The sequence below is a fragment of the Microbispora sp. H10830 genome (genome assembly GCF_014161375.1).
Classification (GTDB): Bacteria; Actinomycetota; Actinomycetes; order Streptosporangiales; family Streptosporangiaceae; genus Microbispora; species Microbispora catharanthi.
This window is the reverse complement of the sequence record NZ_JABBWX010000001.1, coordinates 604,884-622,388: the sequence shown is the minus strand read 5'-3', so window position 1 is coordinate 622,388 and position 17,505 is coordinate 604,884. Positions and strand designations below refer to the sequence as shown.

The 17,505-nt window shown below is 69.4% G+C and carries 16 protein-coding genes and 1 tRNA gene; 10 read left to right on the top strand and 7 right to left on the bottom strand.

Annotated features, from left to right (window positions below; all coding sequences use genetic code 11):
* Positions 1-99: 99 nt before the first annotated feature.
* The gene (locus HHX35_RS02910; protein ID WP_182897437.1) at positions 100-951 is read left to right on the top strand and encodes a hypothetical protein; all 852 of its coding nucleotides are present in this window, start codon (positions 100-102) and stop codon (positions 949-951) included.
* 266 nt (positions 952-1,217) lie between these two features.
* Here HHX35_RS02910 and HHX35_RS02905 read toward each other — a convergent pair whose 3' ends face one another.
* Positions 1,218-2,612 (bottom strand): MFS transporter, encoded by a 1,395-nt coding sequence (locus HHX35_RS02905; RefSeq protein WP_310738866.1) that lies wholly within the window; start codon positions 2,610-2,612, stop codon positions 1,218-1,220.
* A 210-nt stretch (positions 2,613-2,822) separates the two neighbouring features.
* On the opposite strand from HHX35_RS02905, the gene HHX35_RS02900 reads away from it, so the two are divergent.
* The 6 genes from HHX35_RS02900 to HHX35_RS02875 all read left to right on the top strand — a co-directional run bounded on the left by HHX35_RS02900 (position 2,823) and on the right by HHX35_RS02875 (position 7,756).
* Entirely contained in the window at positions 2,823-3,539 is a 717-nt protein-coding gene (locus HHX35_RS02900; RefSeq protein ID WP_182897436.1) for a TetR/AcrR family transcriptional regulator, read from the top strand.
* Positions 3,540-3,699: 160 nt separating this feature from the next.
* A complete protein-coding gene (locus HHX35_RS02895; protein ID WP_182897435.1) occupies positions 3,700-4,158 on the top strand; it encodes a GNAT family N-acetyltransferase in 459 nt (152 codons plus the stop codon).
* Between the two features lie 110 nt (positions 4,159-4,268).
* The gene (locus tag HHX35_RS02890) at positions 4,269-5,234 is read left to right on the top strand and encodes a DUF4232 domain-containing protein (RefSeq protein ID WP_220504904.1); all 966 of its coding nucleotides are present in this window, start codon (positions 4,269-4,271) and stop codon (positions 5,232-5,234) included.
* A gap of 603 nt (positions 5,235-5,837) precedes the next feature.
* Positions 5,838-7,049, top strand: coding sequence for a hypothetical protein (locus HHX35_RS02885; protein ID WP_182897434.1), 1,212 nt, complete (start codon positions 5,838-5,840; stop codon positions 7,047-7,049).
* Between the two features lie 90 nt (positions 7,050-7,139).
* On the top strand, positions 7,140-7,382 hold the full coding sequence (locus HHX35_RS02880; RefSeq protein WP_182897433.1) for a hypothetical protein: 243 nt from the start codon (positions 7,140-7,142) through the stop codon (positions 7,380-7,382).
* Positions 7,379-7,756: a hypothetical protein gene (locus tag HHX35_RS02875; protein WP_139578070.1), complete on the top strand. Its 378-nt coding sequence runs from the start codon at positions 7,379-7,381 to the stop codon at positions 7,754-7,756. Before HHX35_RS02880 ends, HHX35_RS02875 begins: the two co-directional genes overlap by 4 nt.
* 585 nt (positions 7,757-8,341) lie before the next feature.
* On the opposite strand, the gene HHX35_RS02870 is transcribed toward HHX35_RS02875, so the two are convergent.
* A tRNA-Ile gene (locus tag HHX35_RS02870) sits at positions 8,342-8,418 on the bottom strand.
* A 279-nt stretch (positions 8,419-8,697) separates the two neighbouring features.
* On the opposite strand from HHX35_RS02870, the gene HHX35_RS02865 reads away from it, so the two are divergent.
* Entirely contained in the window at positions 8,698-9,675 is a 978-nt protein-coding gene (locus HHX35_RS02865) for a substrate-binding domain-containing protein (protein ID WP_182897432.1), read from the top strand.
* Between the two features lie 134 nt (positions 9,676-9,809).
* Here HHX35_RS02865 and HHX35_RS02860 read toward each other — a convergent pair whose 3' ends face one another.
* The 3 genes from HHX35_RS02860 to HHX35_RS02850 all read right to left on the bottom strand — a co-directional run bounded on the left by HHX35_RS02860 (position 9,810) and on the right by HHX35_RS02850 (position 12,683).
* The gene (locus tag HHX35_RS02860) at positions 9,810-10,049 is read right to left on the bottom strand and encodes a hypothetical protein (protein ID WP_139578072.1); all 240 of its coding nucleotides are present in this window, start codon (positions 10,047-10,049) and stop codon (positions 9,810-9,812) included.
* 9 nt (positions 10,050-10,058) lie between these two features.
* A complete protein-coding gene (locus HHX35_RS02855) occupies positions 10,059-11,732 on the bottom strand; it encodes a sodium:solute symporter family protein (protein WP_310738864.1) in 1,674 nt (557 codons plus the stop codon).
* 159 nt (positions 11,733-11,891) lie between these two features.
* Positions 11,892-12,683 carry a hypothetical protein gene (locus HHX35_RS02850; RefSeq protein ID WP_182897431.1) on the bottom strand — a complete coding sequence of 264 codons (792 nt, stop codon included), beginning with the start codon at positions 12,681-12,683 and terminating at the stop codon, positions 11,892-11,894.
* A gap of 166 nt (positions 12,684-12,849) precedes the next feature.
* On the opposite strand from HHX35_RS02850, the gene HHX35_RS02845 reads away from it, so the two are divergent.
* Positions 12,850-13,629 carry a L,D-transpeptidase gene (locus HHX35_RS02845; RefSeq protein ID WP_310738863.1) on the top strand — a complete coding sequence of 260 codons (780 nt, stop codon included), beginning with the start codon at positions 12,850-12,852 and terminating at the stop codon, positions 13,627-13,629.
* A 133-nt stretch (positions 13,630-13,762) separates the two neighbouring features.
* Here the strand turns inward: HHX35_RS02845 and HHX35_RS02840 are convergent, their stop codons facing one another.
* Entirely contained in the window at positions 13,763-15,199 is a 1,437-nt protein-coding gene (locus HHX35_RS02840; protein ID WP_182897429.1) for a HAMP domain-containing sensor histidine kinase, read from the bottom strand.
* Positions 15,200-15,218: 19 nt separating this feature from the next.
* Complete coding sequence (locus HHX35_RS02835) at positions 15,219-15,905, bottom strand: response regulator transcription factor (RefSeq protein WP_182897428.1); 687 nt, start codon at positions 15,903-15,905, stop codon at positions 15,219-15,221.
* A 396-nt stretch (positions 15,906-16,301) separates the two neighbouring features.
* Here HHX35_RS02835 and HHX35_RS02830 point away from each other — a divergent pair, with 396 nt between their 5' ends.
* Positions 16,302-17,444 (top strand): serine hydrolase, encoded by a 1,143-nt coding sequence (locus HHX35_RS02830; protein WP_182897427.1) that lies wholly within the window; start codon positions 16,302-16,304, stop codon positions 17,442-17,444.
* Positions 17,445-17,505 lie beyond the last annotated feature (61 nt).

Here is a 17,505-nt window from a genome sequence, read left to right as displayed (position 1 = left end):
GGGCCGGGGAATTCGATTTCGCGGCGACGGCCGAAATGCGGGCGAGCGGGCCGTGCCGCAATCGGCTGTAAAGGGAGAGCCCCGCGAGGCGACCGCCTCGTGGGGCAGGAGGGTCCCGCAGGTTCGATGTGCGGTTATCCGGTCCTTGCTGCTGCCTCGCTCTCCCTGCTGCTGATGCCGCTACCGCGGTGCGCGTTCCTCGAACCGTCCGCGTTCGCGTCCGCGTTCTTCCATGCGTCCGCGCTCGCGTCCGCGTTCCTCGAATCGGCCGCGTTCGCGTCCGCGTTCTTCCATGCGTCCGCGCTCGCGTCCTCGTTCACGGCCACGTTCCTCGAATCGGCCGCGTTCGCGTCCGCGTTCTTCCATGCGCCCGCGTTCACGTCCGCGTTCCTCGAATCGGCCGCGTTCGCGTCCGCGTTCTTCCATGCGCCCGCGTTCCTCCATGCGCCCGCGCTCGCGTCCTCGTTCACGGCCACGTTCCTCGAATCGGCCCCGTTCGCGGCCACGTTCGCGACCGTAGTGGCCGTACGTCCGTTGGCGCTCACGGCCACGGCACCTGCCTCCAGGACAGGGCTGTGTCGGGTTCTGCATGACCTGCGCGGTGCTGCCGGCCGCATTGACCGGTTGCGTCTGCATCGTCACCGGGACGATGAGGGCCGACGCCGTGATCGCGCCAGCAGCCAGTGCTTCCTTGAGCATGAGTATCACTCCGTCGACTCCGTGACCGTCGCCGGGGAACACCCGGACGCACGAAGCGCGAATCGATCCATCGAACCTTGGATCCAGACCCTGATTCTCACGCTAGAGGTAACAAAAGGCCCCGTCACCCAGCAGTGCGCAAACAACCGCTTTTCGCAACAGAAAACAAATGTAATCGGAGGTGTTGTCGGTCCGTTTCTCCGCGCCGACAATTCCTTTACGCGGGTGGCTGGATTCCTTCCACATCATTGAGGCGCATTGGTTGTGATCGCACATACTCGGCCGGAGTCCCGTCTCCGGCCCCTTCCAGGTTGTTACGGTGAGTCGCTGACCGAAACCGCGCGGGTTCTCGAGGTTGTCGTGACCGCCGTCGAGGAAGCGGGCCCGGCGCACGTTCCGTTCTGGCGCCGCTGCCTGCGGCGGTCGAACGGGGTCGCACACTTCTGCCGCCCGGCCCGATTCACAAGAACACGTCTGGACCGCGGCGCGGCACCCGCGAGATCGCGTGGCATGGCCGCTTATTCCGGTTCGGGGACCAAGTCGTGGCTGCCGCGCTCCGCCGGTGTCGCTGTGTTCGTACGCGGCAGGACGGCGAAGGCGATGAGGGCTGCACCGACCAGGAGTACGGCGCCGAGTGTCATGCCGAGCGCGTATCCCTCGGTGAGGCCCTCGATCGTGGTGCTCTGGCCGGTGCGCGCGTGGGCGGCCGTGCCCAGAGCGGCCAGTCCGAGTGATGCGCCGATCTGGCGTGAACTGGAGAGCAGACCGGAGGCGGTGCCCGTCTCGCTCGGTGCGACACCCACGGTGGCCGCGGAGACGACCGGTCCGAGGCAGAGCCCGAAACCGACGCTGGTGACGAGCGACGGGCCCAGGACGTCGGTGAGGAAAGAGCCGTCGGCACTGATCAGGCCGAACCAGGCGAACCCGGTCGCGGTCATCAGCCCGCCGATGATCAGCAGGGTGCGGAGCGGGAGACGGTAGCCGAGCTTGATGGCGACCGCGGCGCCGGCGACCACACCGATCGCGAAGGGCAGCAACTGGATCCCGGCCATGGTCGGACTGGCCTTGAGCACTTGCTGGAGGTAGAGGGACGCGAAGTAGAAGGATGACGCCATGGCGGCGCCGAGGAGGAGGTTGTAGGAGTTGGCGCCGGCGACCGAGCGGTTGGTCAGCAGGCCGAGCCGGATCAGCGGATCGCGGGTGGTGGTCCGCTCGACGTAGACGAACGCGGCCAGCAGTGCGACGGCGATCACCAGGGTCGTCAGGGTGACCGGCGAGGTCCACGCGTACCGGTCGGTGCGGACGACGCCGAACACGAGCAGGGACATCCCCGCCGTGGCCAGGATGCCGCCCAGCACGTCCGGGCGGCCGCCGGGAGCCCTGGGCGGAGCGCCGGTGACGCCCCGCCAGGCCAGGGCCAGCGCGATGGCGGCCATCGGGACGCTGACGAACATCACCCAGCGCCAGCCCGCGTACTGAGTGAGCACACCGCCGATCAGGACGCCGAGGGCGCCGCCGGCGGCGTTCACCGCGCTCCATATGCCATAGGCCCGGACACGGGCCCTGCCGGAGGGGAACGTGACGGTCAGCAGTGCCAGCGCGGCCGGAGACAGCGCGGCGGCCCCGATGCCCTGCAGGGCGCGGCCGGCTACCAGATGGCCGGGCTCCTGCGCGAAGCCGCCGGCGAGAGAGGCGAGGCCGAAGACGGCGAGCCCGAGCAACAGGACCCGCTTGTGGCCGTAGCGGTCGGCGATCTTGCCGCCCAGCAGGAGCAGCCCGCCGAAGGTGAGGGCGTAGGCATGGATCACCCAGGTCAGGCCCACTGTGCTGAAGCCGAGGCCGGCAGCGATCCGCGGGAGTCCGAGGTTCACGACCGACAGGTCCACCGACACCATGAACTGCACCACGGCCACCGCGGCAAGGGTGAGCCCCGGCCGGGCGGCCGTACGAACGACCGGTTGTCCGCTTGCTGATCTCGTGTCTGTCACCGTTCCTCCGCCCTATGGCCGGTTCTCGTGGGGGTTCTTTTCGTACACGTACTGAAAGTACATCGGAACCAGTCCGGTGTCGACGGCCGAAGCCCCGGTTGGCGGAAGGGAGTGGCCGGACGGAATGATGGGACGGTGCCCCGACGCAATGCCCCGCACGGCCGCACCGGCCGTCCCCCGGTGACCTCCCGGGCGCAGATCCTGGACGCGGCTCGGCGGCTCATCGGTCGGGACGGCTGGGAGAAGCTGAGCATTCGTCGGCTGGCCGCGGAGCTCGGCATCGGGACGATGACCCTGTATCACCATGTACGGGACAAAGAGGACCTGCTGCTTCTGCTGATCACCGAATACGCGGACCAGGTCCCGCAACCCGACCTGCCCGGCGAACCGCGGGACCGCATCATCGCGACCGCCACCCTGATCCACGACGCCCTCGCGGCCTGGCCGTGGGCCGCGGAGGTCCTCACGGCCGACGGGTTCATCGGCCGGCTCGGCGAATCAGTGTGGATGGTCGAAACCATCGTGGCCGGAGCCATCGACCACGGGTGCACACCCGACCAGGCCGTGCACGTCTTCCGCCACATCTGGTACTACACGGTCGGCGAGATCCTCGTCCGCGCCCACTCCGCTCACCAACCGGCGGACGCCGGAGGACCCACCGACCGCGACCCTCTCTTCAGCGGCCTCGACAAGTCGCGGATGCCACGCCTGGTCGCCATCGGCGATCGATGGCGAACGCTGTCGGCGCAGGACACCTACCCCCAGGGACTACGGGCCCTCGTCGACGGGCTGCTCGCACAGGCCACGTCGGGAAGGCCGCGCCAGGTGGCGTCCGCGGAGCGGGGTGAATAGCTCGGCGAATTCGGCGCCGTGCGCTGGTCTCAGGCAGGTCCGAGGCGCCTTGGCCGGCCTGGCCGCCGGCCACCCGTACGCCGACGCCCGAAGCCCCGGGGCCGGCGCCTGCGAGAAGACTTCCCAGGTCGGCGGAGCCCGGCTCGATAACATCGGGATCATGCTGGACTGGAGTCTTCGGCCGGCCTCGATGGCGGACGTCGAGGCGGTGGCCGAGTTGCGGGCCGTGGTGCTCAAGGCGGATCTCGAGCGGCTCGGCCGGTACGACGAGCAGCGCGTACGGCAGCGGCTCCGGGCCGGATTCACACCGGCGCACACCTGGACGATCGAGGTGAGCGGTGTCCTGGCCGGCTCCGTGGCGCTGCGGCCGGCCGACGGCGCCTATTGGTTGGAGCACTTCTACCTGGCCCCGGACCTGCAGGGCGGCGGCATCGGCTCCGCCGTGCTGGGCAGGCTGCTGGAGCGGTGTGACCGAGAAGGCGCCCTGATCCGGCTGAACGTACTGCAGGGCAGTCCCGCCCGGCGGCTGTACGAGCGGCACGGGTTCACGGTCGAGACCGAGGACGAGGTGGACGTGTTCATGGTACGTGATCCGGCCCCGGCCGCGCCTGCTCATTGATCACGCGGGTGCCCGAAGCCACGCCGTCACCACCGTGGGCGTCCGGTCGCCGCCCGGGCAATGCGAAACGGCCGATCGGCGGATTAGGGTTTGCTATGCGTCACGCTCGGATGCGTACCACTCCCCTCAGCCTTTCCGCCGTTGTCGCCGTCGTCCTGCTCCTCTCGGCCTGCGGATCGGAGCGGGTCGCCGCATGGGGCGACGGCTCGCAGCAGACCCAGGGACCCGACTCGGCATACCGGCGCGGTGACCCCTCATGCGGTGCCCCGTCCACCGGTACGCCACCCACGTCCGGCACTTCGATATTTCCTGGCGGCCCCGAGGATCTGGAGAAGGACGGCGTCAAGATAACCGGCCTGGGCGGACGGTCCCGCAACTGCGACCTCTCGCCGTTCTCCGCCGAGTTCCAGGTCACCAACCACGAAACCGAACCGTTCACGTACACCATCACCTTCGCGTTCGTGTCCCATTCCGGAGAGGTGCTGGCAGGCACGGAACAGACGGTTCCAGCGGTCAAGCCCGGTCAGACGGTGAAGCGCACGGTCGCCTTGGGCGAGCTTCCGCCGCAGACGTCCTCCCCGGTGGGTGTGCGAATCGCCAAGGTCAGAAGCGTCCCGGCGGACGAGGCCCCCGCCCCGGCGGGTCCCTGCCCGCCCTCCGGAATCCGCGTCACATTGGGCAACGGTGACGCCGCCATGGGGCTCCGCGTCGTGGGACTCCATCTGGAGAACTGCTCAAGCCGCGTCTACCACATCGACGGCTACCCGCAGCTCCAGCTCCTCGACGGGGACAGAAAGCCCGTCACCGGTGTCGAGGTCCTGCACGGCGGCGGCGGCATATCCACCGTGACCGGCTTCGACGACCCGCCCCAGCCGGTGACCCTGAAGCCGGGCCAGAGCGCGTCCGCCGGCCTGATGTGGCGCGACACCGTCACTGTCGGCACTCCCGTGAACCTGCCGTACGTCAGGGTGAATGCCAAGGCCGGTGCTCGCCCTGTGATGGTGACGCCGGAGCTCGATCTCGGCACCACCGGGAAACTCGGCGTCAGCCCGTGGAAAAAGGACGAGGCTCCATAGACCCTGAGCTCGTGAATCGGTTGGCTGAGCTGCGAGGTGATTTTCTCTGGGGTCGGCTCTGCGGGACCGCATTGGAGGCCGGTTGGCCGGCTTGCGAGCTCATCGAGGCCGGCCTCGAATGTCCTGCCGTCTGGGAACTCCCGGGCTACGCATTGTCCATCGGCTCCATGACCGCAGTCGAGCCGCTCGTCCGTGAGGTGCCGGTCGAGAGCGTTTCCCACCCATTGATCTCCAGCGCACGCCATGGGAGGTCGCGCAAGGCATCGCCGAGAGCACGGTTCCGATCGCCAAGGACGCGGACTTCCTGCTCTTCGAACCCGGCGACAAATGCGCTCTCCCACGTCCCACGGATTATGAGTTTCCTGGATGAATGCCGCTCTGTGCCGCGCAGTGACGGTTTCTACCGATGCGTACCTCATTGTCCCTACTCACATGCAAAGCTGTGGCGGTTCATTTCACCCCCCTGTCTACGTACATCCGAAATCACCGAGCATCCACCCGGCAATGGGACGCGGTGCGCTGGCGGGGTCGGCTGTTTTGTTCACAGGGTGCGCGTCCGGAACGTACGCTTTTGATCAGCTGACCAGACGGGGAGAGGCGTAGATGTCGTTAATGACGCGGATGGCCGCGGCCTTCAAGGGGGAGGTCTCGGCCGAGGAACTCGAGGCATACCGGCGCGCGGGCGGGTTCGTCTACACCGAGTTGCAGCAGACGGAGGCCCTGCGTAGCAAGTTGGCCGCCGAGGGAGTCAACCTGTGGCACGGCCCGCAGGCGGCGGCCGGCCAGCTGCTGTGCACGTGGAACGCGTTCGTCCTGCAGGCGATCGGGGAGCACCTGCTGGACGCCGACTACGCGGCGGATCCGCGCACCGTCGGATACGTTCCGCAGGTCACGAGCCTTCAGGTCGGCGCCTGCTTCGCACAGGTCGAGGGTTGGGTGTCGCGGGCACGCCAGGCCGCAGGCAACTCCCGCTACCTGGTGGAGAAGGAGATACTGCTCCCGGCCGACCTGCCCGAGTGGGCCGAGGCGAGCCCCTGCCCGCTGCCGCACCTGCACGGCATGCTCGCCGCCTCGCGTGCGATCCGCCAGCACGCCGAAGTCGCTCTGGGGGCGTTCGAGCAGACTGTGGCCGACGCCGACCAGCACAGAGCCGACCTGGAGCGGCTGCGCCAGCTCGCCGCGGAAGCGGCCACGGCCGCCGACTACGCGGAGGGCCTGCTGGACACCGACCCGGCCCCGCGTATGCACGAGGCGATCGAGCAGCGTCTGCAGCGCGCGCTGGACATCTACTACCATCTGGGCCAGCTGATCGCGATGCCGCAGCTGATCGCCGGCTACCGGGGCCCGGACGTACGGCAGGCCGTACCGCCCGCCAACCTGGCCGTGGTCGACGTGCGCGACTTCGACCCGTGGTGCTTGACCGACCCGCAGAGGCGCAGCAACTGGCAGGCCGACCCGCGAGCGCGCCAGGCCATCAAGGAGATGTGGGACTACGACCCGGACCCGGCCGAGACCTTGCGGATCCAGGCCGAGATCGACGCCGCCCTCCAGCAGGGCGCGGTCACCTTCGCGACCGATTCGAGCGGTGAGCCGTACGGAAGTTTCTACTGCTGCCCGTTCGCCGCGATCTACCTTGTCCGGCGGCCGGTGGTCATCGCGGGCCGGAGGCTGCGCGCGATGCAGCAGTTCACGTTCGAGGTGTCGGCCGAGGACGTGCCGAAGGGCGGGCCGTTCAAGCGCGAAATCATCGTCTCCACCTTCACTCCGACGGACAAAATCGACTACTGCGACCCGGACGGTCTGCACGGCGACTGATTTACATTGCGACCAGGGAAGATTTCCATGCTAGGAGGGTGCCTCCTACTACGCTAGGAAGAAGCTTCCTAGCGTAGTAGGATCCTCGTTGTGACCGAGATCCTTCCCCCGCACATGCGGAAGCTCGCCGAGGTGGCAACGATCGTTGCGGCCGCAGGTGCCACAGCTGATTGGCTGTACCACCTCAAGGGCGACATGTGTGCGCTGCGTGTGATCAGGGATGGCGTCATCTCGGTTCCCGTCATGATTCCTGCCGACCCGGATCGCGATCCTGAGCTCTTTCGTGAAGCCGTGAAGCGGCTGGAGGCGGTCGTAGAAAGGATGAGCCGATGAGCAAGACGATTACGTATGTCGTCACCTACGAGAACCGACGGTGGGTGTCGCGCTGCCCTACCGGTGAGGTTGACGGAGTCGGTGTGGCAAGCTCCTTGTCCCAACTAGAGCGCGACTTGGCGGAGATTCACGCCTGGGCATGGCCCGAGGAGACTCCCGCGGTGGAGTTCGTCTTCGATCTTCCCGAGGAGGTGGCGGGGGTGGTGGCGGAATACAGCCGCGAGAAGGAACTAGCCGAAACGCATGCCAAGCGCGCCGCGGAACTCGCGGTCAAGGCCGCGAGAGTACTGACGAGCCACTGGTCGGAGCCGGACACGGCTCGTGTCATGGGTTTGTCCAAGCAGCGTGTCCACCAATTGAAGGTGAGCGCCTGACGGTTGTCGGGGGCGTGTATCACCATGGGTGGGCTATTTGCTGAGCCGGACATCGCATTAGTCGCGCTGAGGGTAGCGTGTGCGTTGGCGTCGATTGAAGAGTTCGAGTGAATTTCACACACCGACTCGGGGTAGACGCACGACGAGCGCGGCCTGAAGCGCCGGGAGAAGAAGGAGACGCGGCCGGTTCCATTCCGCCGGAACTGGTGGCGATCCTGCGCGATCACATCAAGACACACGGCGTGGCCGAGAACGGCCGGCTGTTCCGGACCGCGAGCGGCAAGGCGTTCTCAGGCTCGACCGTCTCCAAGGTCTGGGAGGCGCGCGGCTACGCCTTCCCTCCGGAGGTGGTCGCCTCGCCCCTGGCGGCCCGACCGTACGACCTGCATCATGCGGCTGTGTCCGCGGAATCGTTCCGCGAGGTGCCGGAATCGCGTGGCTCACCTGGGGAAACGGCGCCGCGAGCATTCCGCGTATGTTCCGACCAGTGGCATGCGGCTGCTTCCGGCGGCTGTCGGCTGCATGTCCGAACAGGCTTGATCAACCGCGAAACCGCAGGTGAGACCGCGGATGGCTGGTCGTACGTGGTAGGGCGGGTGGGACTTGAACCCACGACCCACGGATTATGAGTCCGATGCTCTGACCGGCTGAGCTACCGCCCCGCAATGGTGGAGTCTCTCACAACTTAGCGGGTGTGGGGATCTGTGCGCGGAGGTGAGCGGCGGCCTTCGGCCGTGGGCGTAATCCCCGGCTCGATCACCCTGCCGTGATCGTCCGTGCTGGGGTACGGCTGCCGTGGCGAGAGTTGTGGGGCGTATGTCCGGGTATGTGACTGTTGAGGCGACATCGCTCCAGAAGGCGGCTCTGCGAAACGTGGCTCCGGAACGAATCGGGGGTACCCCGTGGGGAGACGACTGGCGGGCGTCTGTGTGCTTCTCCTGATGTCCCTTCCCTCCTGCGGGCAGGGCGGGCGGCAGCCAGGAGCGGAACTCGGAGCGGTCGGCGACGTGCGGGAGGGCTTCACCGTCGGCCTGCTGCTCCCTGGCGAGGGACCCGACCGGCCTCTGTTCACCCGGGCCCTGGCGTCCCTCTGCCCGCGCTGTCATGTCCAGTACGCGAACGCCGCGGGCGACCGGGCCAGGCAGGGGCGGCAGATCGGCCGGATGCTGGCCGACGGCGTGCGGGTGCTGGTCCTCGGCGCGGTGGATCCCGGGACCGTCGCCCCCTGGGTGGCCAGGGCCAAGCTGTCCGGGGCGAAGGTCGTCGCGTACGACCGGCTGGCGAACGGGCCGGTGGACGCCTATGTGGCGACGGACCCGGCGCGCGTCGGGCGGGAGCAGGCGCTGGCCCTGCTCGGAGCCATGAAGGTCGCGGGGCCGGTGCTGCTCCTCAACGGCCCCGCCACGGATCCGTACGCCGCGACGGTGAAGCGAGCTCTGCACGCCGTGCTCGACGGCCGGGTGACGATCGGCTGGGAACGGGACCTCACGCGGCCCGACGAGGCCGTGCGCGAGGTGGCGGCGGCCGTCGCCGCGCTCGGCGGGGCCATGAAGGTGGGGGGCGTGTGCTGCGCGAGCGACGCGGTGGCGGAGGCCGTCGCGGCCGAGATGGCGCGGGCGGGAATGGCCGGGGTGCCGCTGATCGGGCATGGCGGGCGGCCCGCGGCGCTGGGGCGTGTCAGGGACGGTACGCAGACCGCCACGGTCCGCGCCGACGTCGTGGCCCAGGCGTCGGCCGCCGCCAGGCTTGCGGTCGAGGTCGCGGCCGGCAGGACCGTGTACGGCACGGCCGTCGTGTCCAACGGGACGACGGCTTCGATCCCGGCGGTGCTGCTCCCGCCCGCCGTGATCAAGAAGGCGACGGCTCATGAGGCCCCCGCCCCCGGGACCGCCCGCGGACAGAACGCACGACCGCACTGACACATCCAACGCGGCGTGGGCCGGTCGGACGGAAGCAGGAATCACCCGGCGCCGCCGCGCGGCCTCCACCGAATCGCCGGCATGAAAAGGCCGCGGTAGCGCGGAGAGCGCGACCGCGGCCGGAAACAGCCGGTTCACTCCTCTTCGTCGGAGGGGGAGGGGGCGTCGGACGGGCGCAGGCGCTCCCACAGCAGGAACGCGCCGCCGACGACGAGCATCGCGATGCCCGTCCACAGGTTGATGCGGATGCCCTCCGCCTTCTGGATCTCCTGGGCGCTGTCGAACAGCCCGGTGACCATGAGGATCAGTCCGTACACCAGGAACAGACCACCGATCACGCGGCGGATGTCGAAGAGTCGTTGCGGGGCGGCCATGCGAACCTCCTACAGGAAGGGCAGGTAGAACGCCGCGGCGAGGACCACCGCCCCGGCGCCGAGGATCACGGGGGAGCGATACCAGGCGGCGTCTCCCGCCAGCGCGTCGTCGGAGACGGACGCGTCGCTCAGGCCGTAGACGAGCCCGCGCAGCTCGCTCTCCGGCTTGGGGGTGGTGGCGAGCGTGACCACGACGGAGACGATCGCGTCGACCACGAACGCGATGCCGGCGCCCCAGAAGCTCGCGTTCAGCTCGGTGCCGAAGTCGAACACGCCCGCCTTGTAGAGGATGTACGAGGCGAAGGCGCACACGGTGCCGCTCAGCAGGCCCCAGAAGCCCGCCCAGGCGGTCATCCGGCGCCAGAACAGGCCGATGATGAACGTCGCGAACAGCGGGGCGTTGAAGAACGAGAACAGCGACTGCAGGTAGTTCATGATGTTGCCGAACCCGGCGGCGATGAACGCCGTGCCGATTCCGGCGACGACGCCGACCACGGTGGCGATGCGGCCGAGCCGCACGTACCACTCGTCGGGGTGGTCGCCGTTGATGTGCGCCTTCCAGATGTCCTGCGTGAAGACCGTGTTGAAGCCGCTGATGTTGGCGGCCATGCCGGCCATGAACGACGCGAGCAGGCCGGTCACCGCGACGCCGAGCACGCCGTTGGGCAGGAACTCGTTCATGAGCAGCGGGATCGCCTCGTTGTACGTCGGCCCGCCGTCCTTGCCGAGGTTGCCGAACAGCACGACCGCGACGAGACCGGGGATCACGGTGACGATCGGGATCACGAGCTTCGGGTAGGCCGCGACGATCGGGGTCAGCCGGGCGGCGTTGGTGTTGCGTGCCGACAGCGCGCGCTGCACCTCGGCGAAGTTCGTGGTCCAGTAGCCGAAGGACAGCACGAAGCCGAGGCCGAAGACCAGGCCGATCCAGTTGGCGTTGAGCGGGTTGCCGGTGCCGGCGGTGTGCGCCCAGGTGTGCAGCCCGCCCTCGCCGAGCACGCTCTGCTTGACCTTCTCGCCGAGGCCGGAGAAGCCGCCGACCCTGGTCAGGCCGATGATCACTACCGGCACGAGCCCGGCGACGATCACGAAGAACTGCATGACCTCGTTGTAGATCGCCGATGACAGGCCGCCGAGCGTGATGTACGCCAGCACGATCGCGGCCGACACGAGAATGGACAGCCACAGCGGCCAGCCGAGCATGGCGTCCATGATCAGCGCCAGCGCGTACAGGTTGATCCCGGCGATGAGGATCTGCGCGACGGCGAAGGTCCCGGCGTTGAGCAGCTGGGTCGCCCCGTTGAAGCGGCGGCGCATGAAGTCCGGGACGCTGTGCACCTTGGACCGGTAGTAGAACGGCATCATCACGACGCCGAGGAACACCATGGCGGGGACCGCGCCGATCCAGTAGTAGTGCAGGGTCATCGCGCCGTACTGCGCGCCGTTCGCCGCCATGCCGAGGACCTCGGTGGCGCCGAGGTTGGCGGACATGAAGGCCAGGCCGGTGATCCAGGCGGGAAGTGCGCGGCCCGAGAGGAAGAAGTCCAGACTCGTCCGTACGGCCCGTTTCGCGGCGAAGCCGATTCCCAGGACCACGAGGAAGTACAGGGCGAGGATCGCGTAGTCCAGAACGTTGACGTCGAGCCGCAGATCCTGTGCGGCCAGCAATTGGGCATCAGGCACGCAACGCCAGCTACCCGTACGTCTCGTCCTGTCACAGACCCGACCCCGGTATACCCAATCGTGACAAAAGCGCAGGTTAAGGCGTCGCAAATGCTCCCGCGCAGACGACGGATGGCCCGGATCGAGTCGATCCGGGCCCTCCGCCGTTCGGTGCCGGGGTCAGCCGGTGACCGGGATGTTGGTCTTCACCGGCGTCGGAGTGGGCGCCGGCTTGGGCTTGCCCTGCGTCGGCGTGACGTTCTCGTCCCACTCGATCCACACGTCGATCGGCGGGCTGCCCGGCGTCGGCGTCGAGGTGGGTGTCCGCGAGGGAGTGGGCGTCCGGGTGGGGGTGGGCGTCCGCGAGGGGGTGGGCGACGTGGTGGCGGTCGACGTCGGAGTCGGACTGACCGTCGGCGTCTGGGACGTCGTGGGCGTCCGGGAGGGCGTGGGCGTCTGCGAGGGCGTCACCGTCGGCGTAGGCGTCTGCGAGGGCGTCACCGTCGGGGTGGGCGTGGGGCTGGGCGTGGACTCGCACTCGACCCAGAACACCTTCTGTTTGGGCGCGCCCTTCTTCCCGGCGAAGGTCCAGAACAGCTTGTAGTGCCCGTTCGGCAGGGTCATGTCGACGGTGCGGCCATGCCCGCTGTGGTCGAGCACGAGGGTCCCGCTCTTCACCGTGGTCTTGTCGCCGGTGGGGGGCCAGGACTTGATCTCCCAGCTGACCTGCTCGGCCGCGTCGAAGTTGAACCCGACCAGGTAGAACACGCAGACGTGCGGCTCGTCGCGCTGGTCGTCCTCCGGCGTCGTCCACTTGTGGATCTTGACGTCGCCGTTGTCGCCGGGCGCCGTCCTCTGGAACGCTCCCGCCGAGGCGGTGGTGGAGATGGCGAGCGCCCCGAGCGCCGCCACCGCGAGCATGAGCGCCGCTGTGAGCCAGCGACGGGCTGAAGAGAGTCTGGGGGCTGTCACGACCGCACCTCGGGATGTATGAGAGAGCTTGAGCCTCTTTGGGCTCATCTATGTAAAAATGTCACACCCGCTGGCCAGGACTCTTCAAACGGTCCAAACCGTTATCCATCGAGGCCACGCGGTTACACGTTCGTGTCGTATTGGCCATATATCTCAGGAGCCGATCGTGCCGCTCGATGCCCCCCGCCGACTCATCGGCGCCACGCTCGTCGCCATGAGCCTCGTCGCCGCGGCCCCCGCCGGCGTCGCCGCGTCGCCCGTCACCCTCGCCGCCGGCGCGTCGGCCGCGGCGACGGCACTCCCCGCGGCCACCACGTTCACCGAGTTGAGCGGCCTCCCGCAGGACACCGACCTGTACGGCAAGCTGAGCGGCATCGTGGTCCACCCCGCCCGCACCGTCGCCGTCTACGCCCAGCCCGGCGGAAAGCCCGCGGCCACCCTCCCGGCGAAACAGCTCGGCAGCCAGACCTGGGTGCCGGTGGTGGAGGCACGCAAGGGCTGGTATCGCGTGCTCCTGCCCAGCAAGCCCAACCACGTGACCGGCTGGATCAAGGACAAGGGCCTGAAGAAGGCGCGCAGCCGCTACCGCGCCATCGTGACGCTGGGCACCAGGCGTCTGACCGTGATGAACGCGAGCAAGAAGCTCGGCACCTGGACGGTGGCCATCGGCGGCCCCGAGACGCCCACCCCGGTGGGCAGGACCTTCCTGCTGGCCCTGATGTCGCCGAAGAAGAAGACCTACAGCCCGCTGATCCTGCCGCTCGGCACGCACTCGGCGACGCTCGACACCTTCGGCGGCGGTCCCGGCACGGTCGCGTTCCACGGATGGCCGGACCGGAAGGTGTTCGGCAAGGCGGTCACCCACGGCTGCGTCAGGGTGCCTGCCCGCGCGCTCAAGGTGCTGGCAGGGCTGCCCCTGGGGACTCCGGTTCTGATCGCTCCCTGAGGAATCGCTCCCTGAGGATGAGGGCGGCCGCCGGCGAGAACGCGCTCGCCGGCGTCAACCCCACTCGCGGGCGCGGTGTCGCCCACCGGGGCGCTCTGCCGGTGCCGCCGCCGGGAAACAGCGGTCGCGACGGCTACGACCTGTCCTCTCGCCAGGACGAGCCCGCCCGCGGCGCGGCCGGTACGGCGTCAAGGGGCAACCGGACCTCGACGCAGGTGCCGGTCCCCGCACGGGCGTCGGTGACACGGATGGAGCCGCCGTGGAGGAGCACGTGCTGGCGGACGACGGTGAGGCCGAGTCCGGAGCCGGGGCTGCCCCTACGCCGGTGGAAGCGGACGAAGACGGCTTCGCGGTCGGCGGGTGGGATGCCGGGCCCGGAGTCCCGCACGGCGAGGAGCGCGGCGGCGCCGTCCTCGCACACGCCGACCGAGATCTCGCAGGCGCCCCTGCCGTCCGCGCCGTGGACGGCGGCGTTGTCGAGCAGGTTGTCGAGGATCCCCCGTATTCCCTCGGCCCACCCTGTCAGCACCAGGCGACCTGCGACCGAGACGGTGATCGCGGCGTGGGGGTGGCGCCTCCTGGCGTCATCGACGGCGGCGCCGACAATCTCCACCAGGTCGATCTCGGCGAAGGCCGCCGGCTCGAGGAGTTCACCCCGCGAGAGGTGCCGCAGGGCCGTGATGAGCCGCTGCATCCGGCCCTGCTCGGCCCGCAGATCGGCGACGATCTCGGCCCGTTCCCGGGCGTCCACGTCCGGATGGTCGAGCAGCCCGAGGTTGGCGCCCATGCTGGTGAGAGGGGTGCGCAGCTCGTGCGCGGCGGTCGCGGCGAAGGCGCGGGCCGTCTCCAGCGCCTCGCCGGTGCGGGCCACCGACGCGTCCCGCCGGTCGAGCGACGCGTTGAACATGCCGGCGAGTTCGTCGATCTCGCTGACCCCCGACGCGGTGGCCAGCCGTGCGCCGGGCCGGGAGGGCACGTCGATCACCCTGGCCTGCCGATGGAGGACCTCGAGCGGCCGTACGGCGAACCGGCCGAGGGCGAGACCCGCCAGGGCGCCGACCACCACCGAGACGAGCGCGGTGAGCCCGACCCGCCGGCGCAGCAGGTCGAGTTGCGCGGCGAGACGCGCCTCGGGATCGAAGACCCACAGGCGGGCGCGGTTCTCGCGAATGCCGAGGTCTTCGGCCACGAACCGCCACGTGCGCCCCCCTTCGGCGAAGTCGGCGGGGCCGGGCGTCCCGGCCGGCGGCAGGGTGTGCGGCACGTCTCCGATGACGAGGGGTTCGGCTCCGGCGACGTCGAGGTACACACCGCCCGGGCTGTCGGCGCCCGCCGTGGCCTCCGACAGCCGCCGCTGGAGGAAGTCCGGCGGGATCCGGGGCGTCGCCCGCGCCCGCCAGGCGTACGCCGAGGCCATGGGCGCGAGCGCGCGCAGCCGTACGGTCAGCTGCGTGTCCCTTTCCGCGCGCAGGTCGTGGGACACCAGGCTGAGCATGAGCAGCCCGGCGAGCAGAACGAGGAGCGGCACGGCGACGGCGAGGCAGATCGCGAACCGGGTGGACAGCCTCATGGAGCGGCCTCCGGAGCACTCACAGGGCCGCCTCCCTGAGCACGAATCCCACTCCGCGTACGGTGTGCACCATGCGCGGCTCGCCTCCTGCCTCGAGCTTGCGCCTGAGGTAGCCGACGAACGTGTCCACGGCGTTGCCGGTCACCTCGAAGTCGTATCCCCAGACCCGTTCGAGCAGCACGTCGCGGGACAGCACGATCCCGGCGTTGTGGGCGAGCACCTCCAGCAGGTCGAACTCCCGCCGGCTCAGCTCGACCGGCCGGCCGTCGATCGTGACCCGCCGTCCGGCCGGGTCCACGGTCAGGCGGCCCACCCGCACGACGGCGCCCGGAGGACGGCCCGCCCGGCGCAGCAGGGCGCGCAACCGCAGGACCACCTCCCGCAGTTCGAACGGCTTCACCACATAGTCGTCGGCCCCGGCGGCGAGGCCGGCGACCCGGTCGGTCACCTCGTCCATGGCCGACAGCATCAGCACCGGAACCTCCGACAGGCCCGACCGCAGGCGCTCGCACACCTCGATCCCCGACAGGCCGGGCATCGACACGTCGAGGACGACCGCATCGGGTGCCGCGCGGTGGACGAGTTCCAGCGCCTCGCGTCCCGAAGTGGTCACGTCCACGTCGAATCCCTCCACGCGCAGACCACGTCGTAACGCGCGCAGGATGGCCGGATCGTCGTCGACGACGAGAACCCGGAATCTCGTCATGGCAGGGCTCCTGCTGCTTCGGGAGCGACCGGCAGGAGGATGACCGGCCGCCCTCGTGATCTCTTCCGAGGTCGGGAGTGGGCGGGGGCGTCGGCGTCGGCGTACGGCCGGGGGGTGGACCAGGAGCGGGAACCTACCAGGCGCCGACGGTGGAAGTCGATCTCCAATCTACGGCACCGCTCGCGGGCCGGGACGTCGCGCGTCAGGGACCGTCCGCCGGGGCGCGGCGGTCCTCGAAGGGCCGCACGGCCTTCCCACGGAGCCCGGCGGCGGGAGTGATCCACGAAGAGCCGTGGCGGCTTGCCAGAGATATGCCAGAAACGTTCGCCATCATCCCTGCCGAGCGGCTCGCGCGGCCGTTCCCCTGGCACCCCCGAGATCAGTGCGGAGCATTCGATGCGATCACGATTCCTCCCGGTCGCCGCGGCGACGGCCGCGGCGGCTCTGGCGGCGGGCACGACCCCCGCCCAGGCCACAGCCCGGACCGGGGGCCCGCCCGCCGGCTCTCCGGCCGTGGCGGCCTTCCTCCCCTCCACGTCGTCGCCGCTCGATCCGATGGCGTTCGCCGTGGTGCGCCCGTCCGCCCACCCCGTCGAACTGCGGAGTGCCCCGCGCTCCCTGTCGGTGACGTACACGTTCCAGGGCAGGAAGTACACGCTCGACGACTACCTCGCCAGGTCGAAGGCGAACGGCTTCGTCGTCCTCGACGGCCGGAAGGTCGTGTACGAGCGCTACCGCGCCGCCGGGCCGGACACCCGCTTCCAGTCCTGGTCCATGGCGAAGTCCTTCACCTCGGCGGCGGTCGGCATCGCCCTGCACGAAGGCCGCATCCACTCCATCGACGACCCGGTGACGCGGTACCTGCCCGAACTGCGCGCCTCCGGCTACGACGGCGTCTCCATCCGGAACCTGCTGCGGATGTCGTCCGGGATCGACTGGAACGAGCGGGCCGACGTGCCGAAGACGCAACTGGCCGCACATCGCGGTCTCCCGGTCAAGCGGCTCGCGCAGCGGCAGGTACGCGGCTGGGAGCCGGGCACCGGATTCGAGTACACCAGCATGAACACGTTCGTCCTCGCCCGGCTGGTGAGCGAGGTGACGGGCATGCCCTACCACCGCTACGTCGAGGAGAAGATCTGGAAGCCGGCCGGTATGGCCTCCACGGCCCGCATCGGCGGCGACTCCCACGACGACCTGGGATATTGCTGCTACTACGCGACTGACCGAGACTTCGCCCGGTTCGGCCTGCTGTACCTCGACAAGGGCCGCGCCGGTGGACGCCAGGTGGTGCCGCGGGCGTGGGTGGAGGAGTCGACCAGGCCTTCCGCCTCCTTCAATCCGGATTACGGCCTGCACTGGTGGCTGGGCGGCGGGGGCCAGGACGACTTCATGGCCGCGGGATTCGGGGGCCAGTACATCTACGTCTCGCCCGAACACCAGGTCGTGATCGTCAAGTCGGCCGTTTCCGCCTCGCAGGACCAGGGAGAGGCGCTGTCCGCCTTCCGCGCGGTGGCAGCCGAGGTGGCGAGAACACGCTGACGCGGCCTGCCTCCAGGCGCTCCCGCTGCTCCTGCCGTAGGCCGGGGAGCTCGACCGGCGG

Bases quoted from the DNA above. Each gene is read 5' to 3' on its own strand.
- HHX35_RS02840 (WP_182897429.1), bottom strand. From the start codon at position 15,199: ATGAGGCTGTCCACCCGGTTCGCGATCTGCCTCGCCGTCGCCGTGCCG.
- HHX35_RS02865 (WP_182897432.1), top strand. From the start codon at position 8,698: ATGTCCCTTCCCTCCTGCGGGCAGGGCGGGCGGCAGCCAGGAGCGGAA.
- HHX35_RS02830 (WP_182897427.1), top strand. From the start codon at position 16,302: ATGCGATCACGATTCCTCCCGGTCGCCGCGGCGACGGCCGCGGCGGCT.
- HHX35_RS02890 (WP_220504904.1), top strand. From the start codon at position 4,269: ATGCGTACCACTCCCCTCAGCCTTTCCGCCGTTGTCGCCGTCGTCCTG.
- HHX35_RS02860 (WP_139578072.1), bottom strand. From the start codon at position 10,049: ATGGCCGCCCCGCAACGACTCTTCGACATCCGCCGCGTGATCGGTGGT.
- HHX35_RS02895 (WP_182897435.1), top strand. From the start codon at position 3,700: ATGCTGGACTGGAGTCTTCGGCCGGCCTCGATGGCGGACGTCGAGGCG.
- HHX35_RS02835 (WP_182897428.1), bottom strand. From the start codon at position 15,905: ATGACGAGATTCCGGGTTCTCGTCGTCGACGACGATCCGGCCATCCTG.
- HHX35_RS02875 (WP_139578070.1), top strand. From the start codon at position 7,379: ATGAGCAAGACGATTACGTATGTCGTCACCTACGAGAACCGACGGTGG.
- HHX35_RS02885 (WP_182897434.1), top strand. From the start codon at position 5,838: ATGTCGTTAATGACGCGGATGGCCGCGGCCTTCAAGGGGGAGGTCTCG.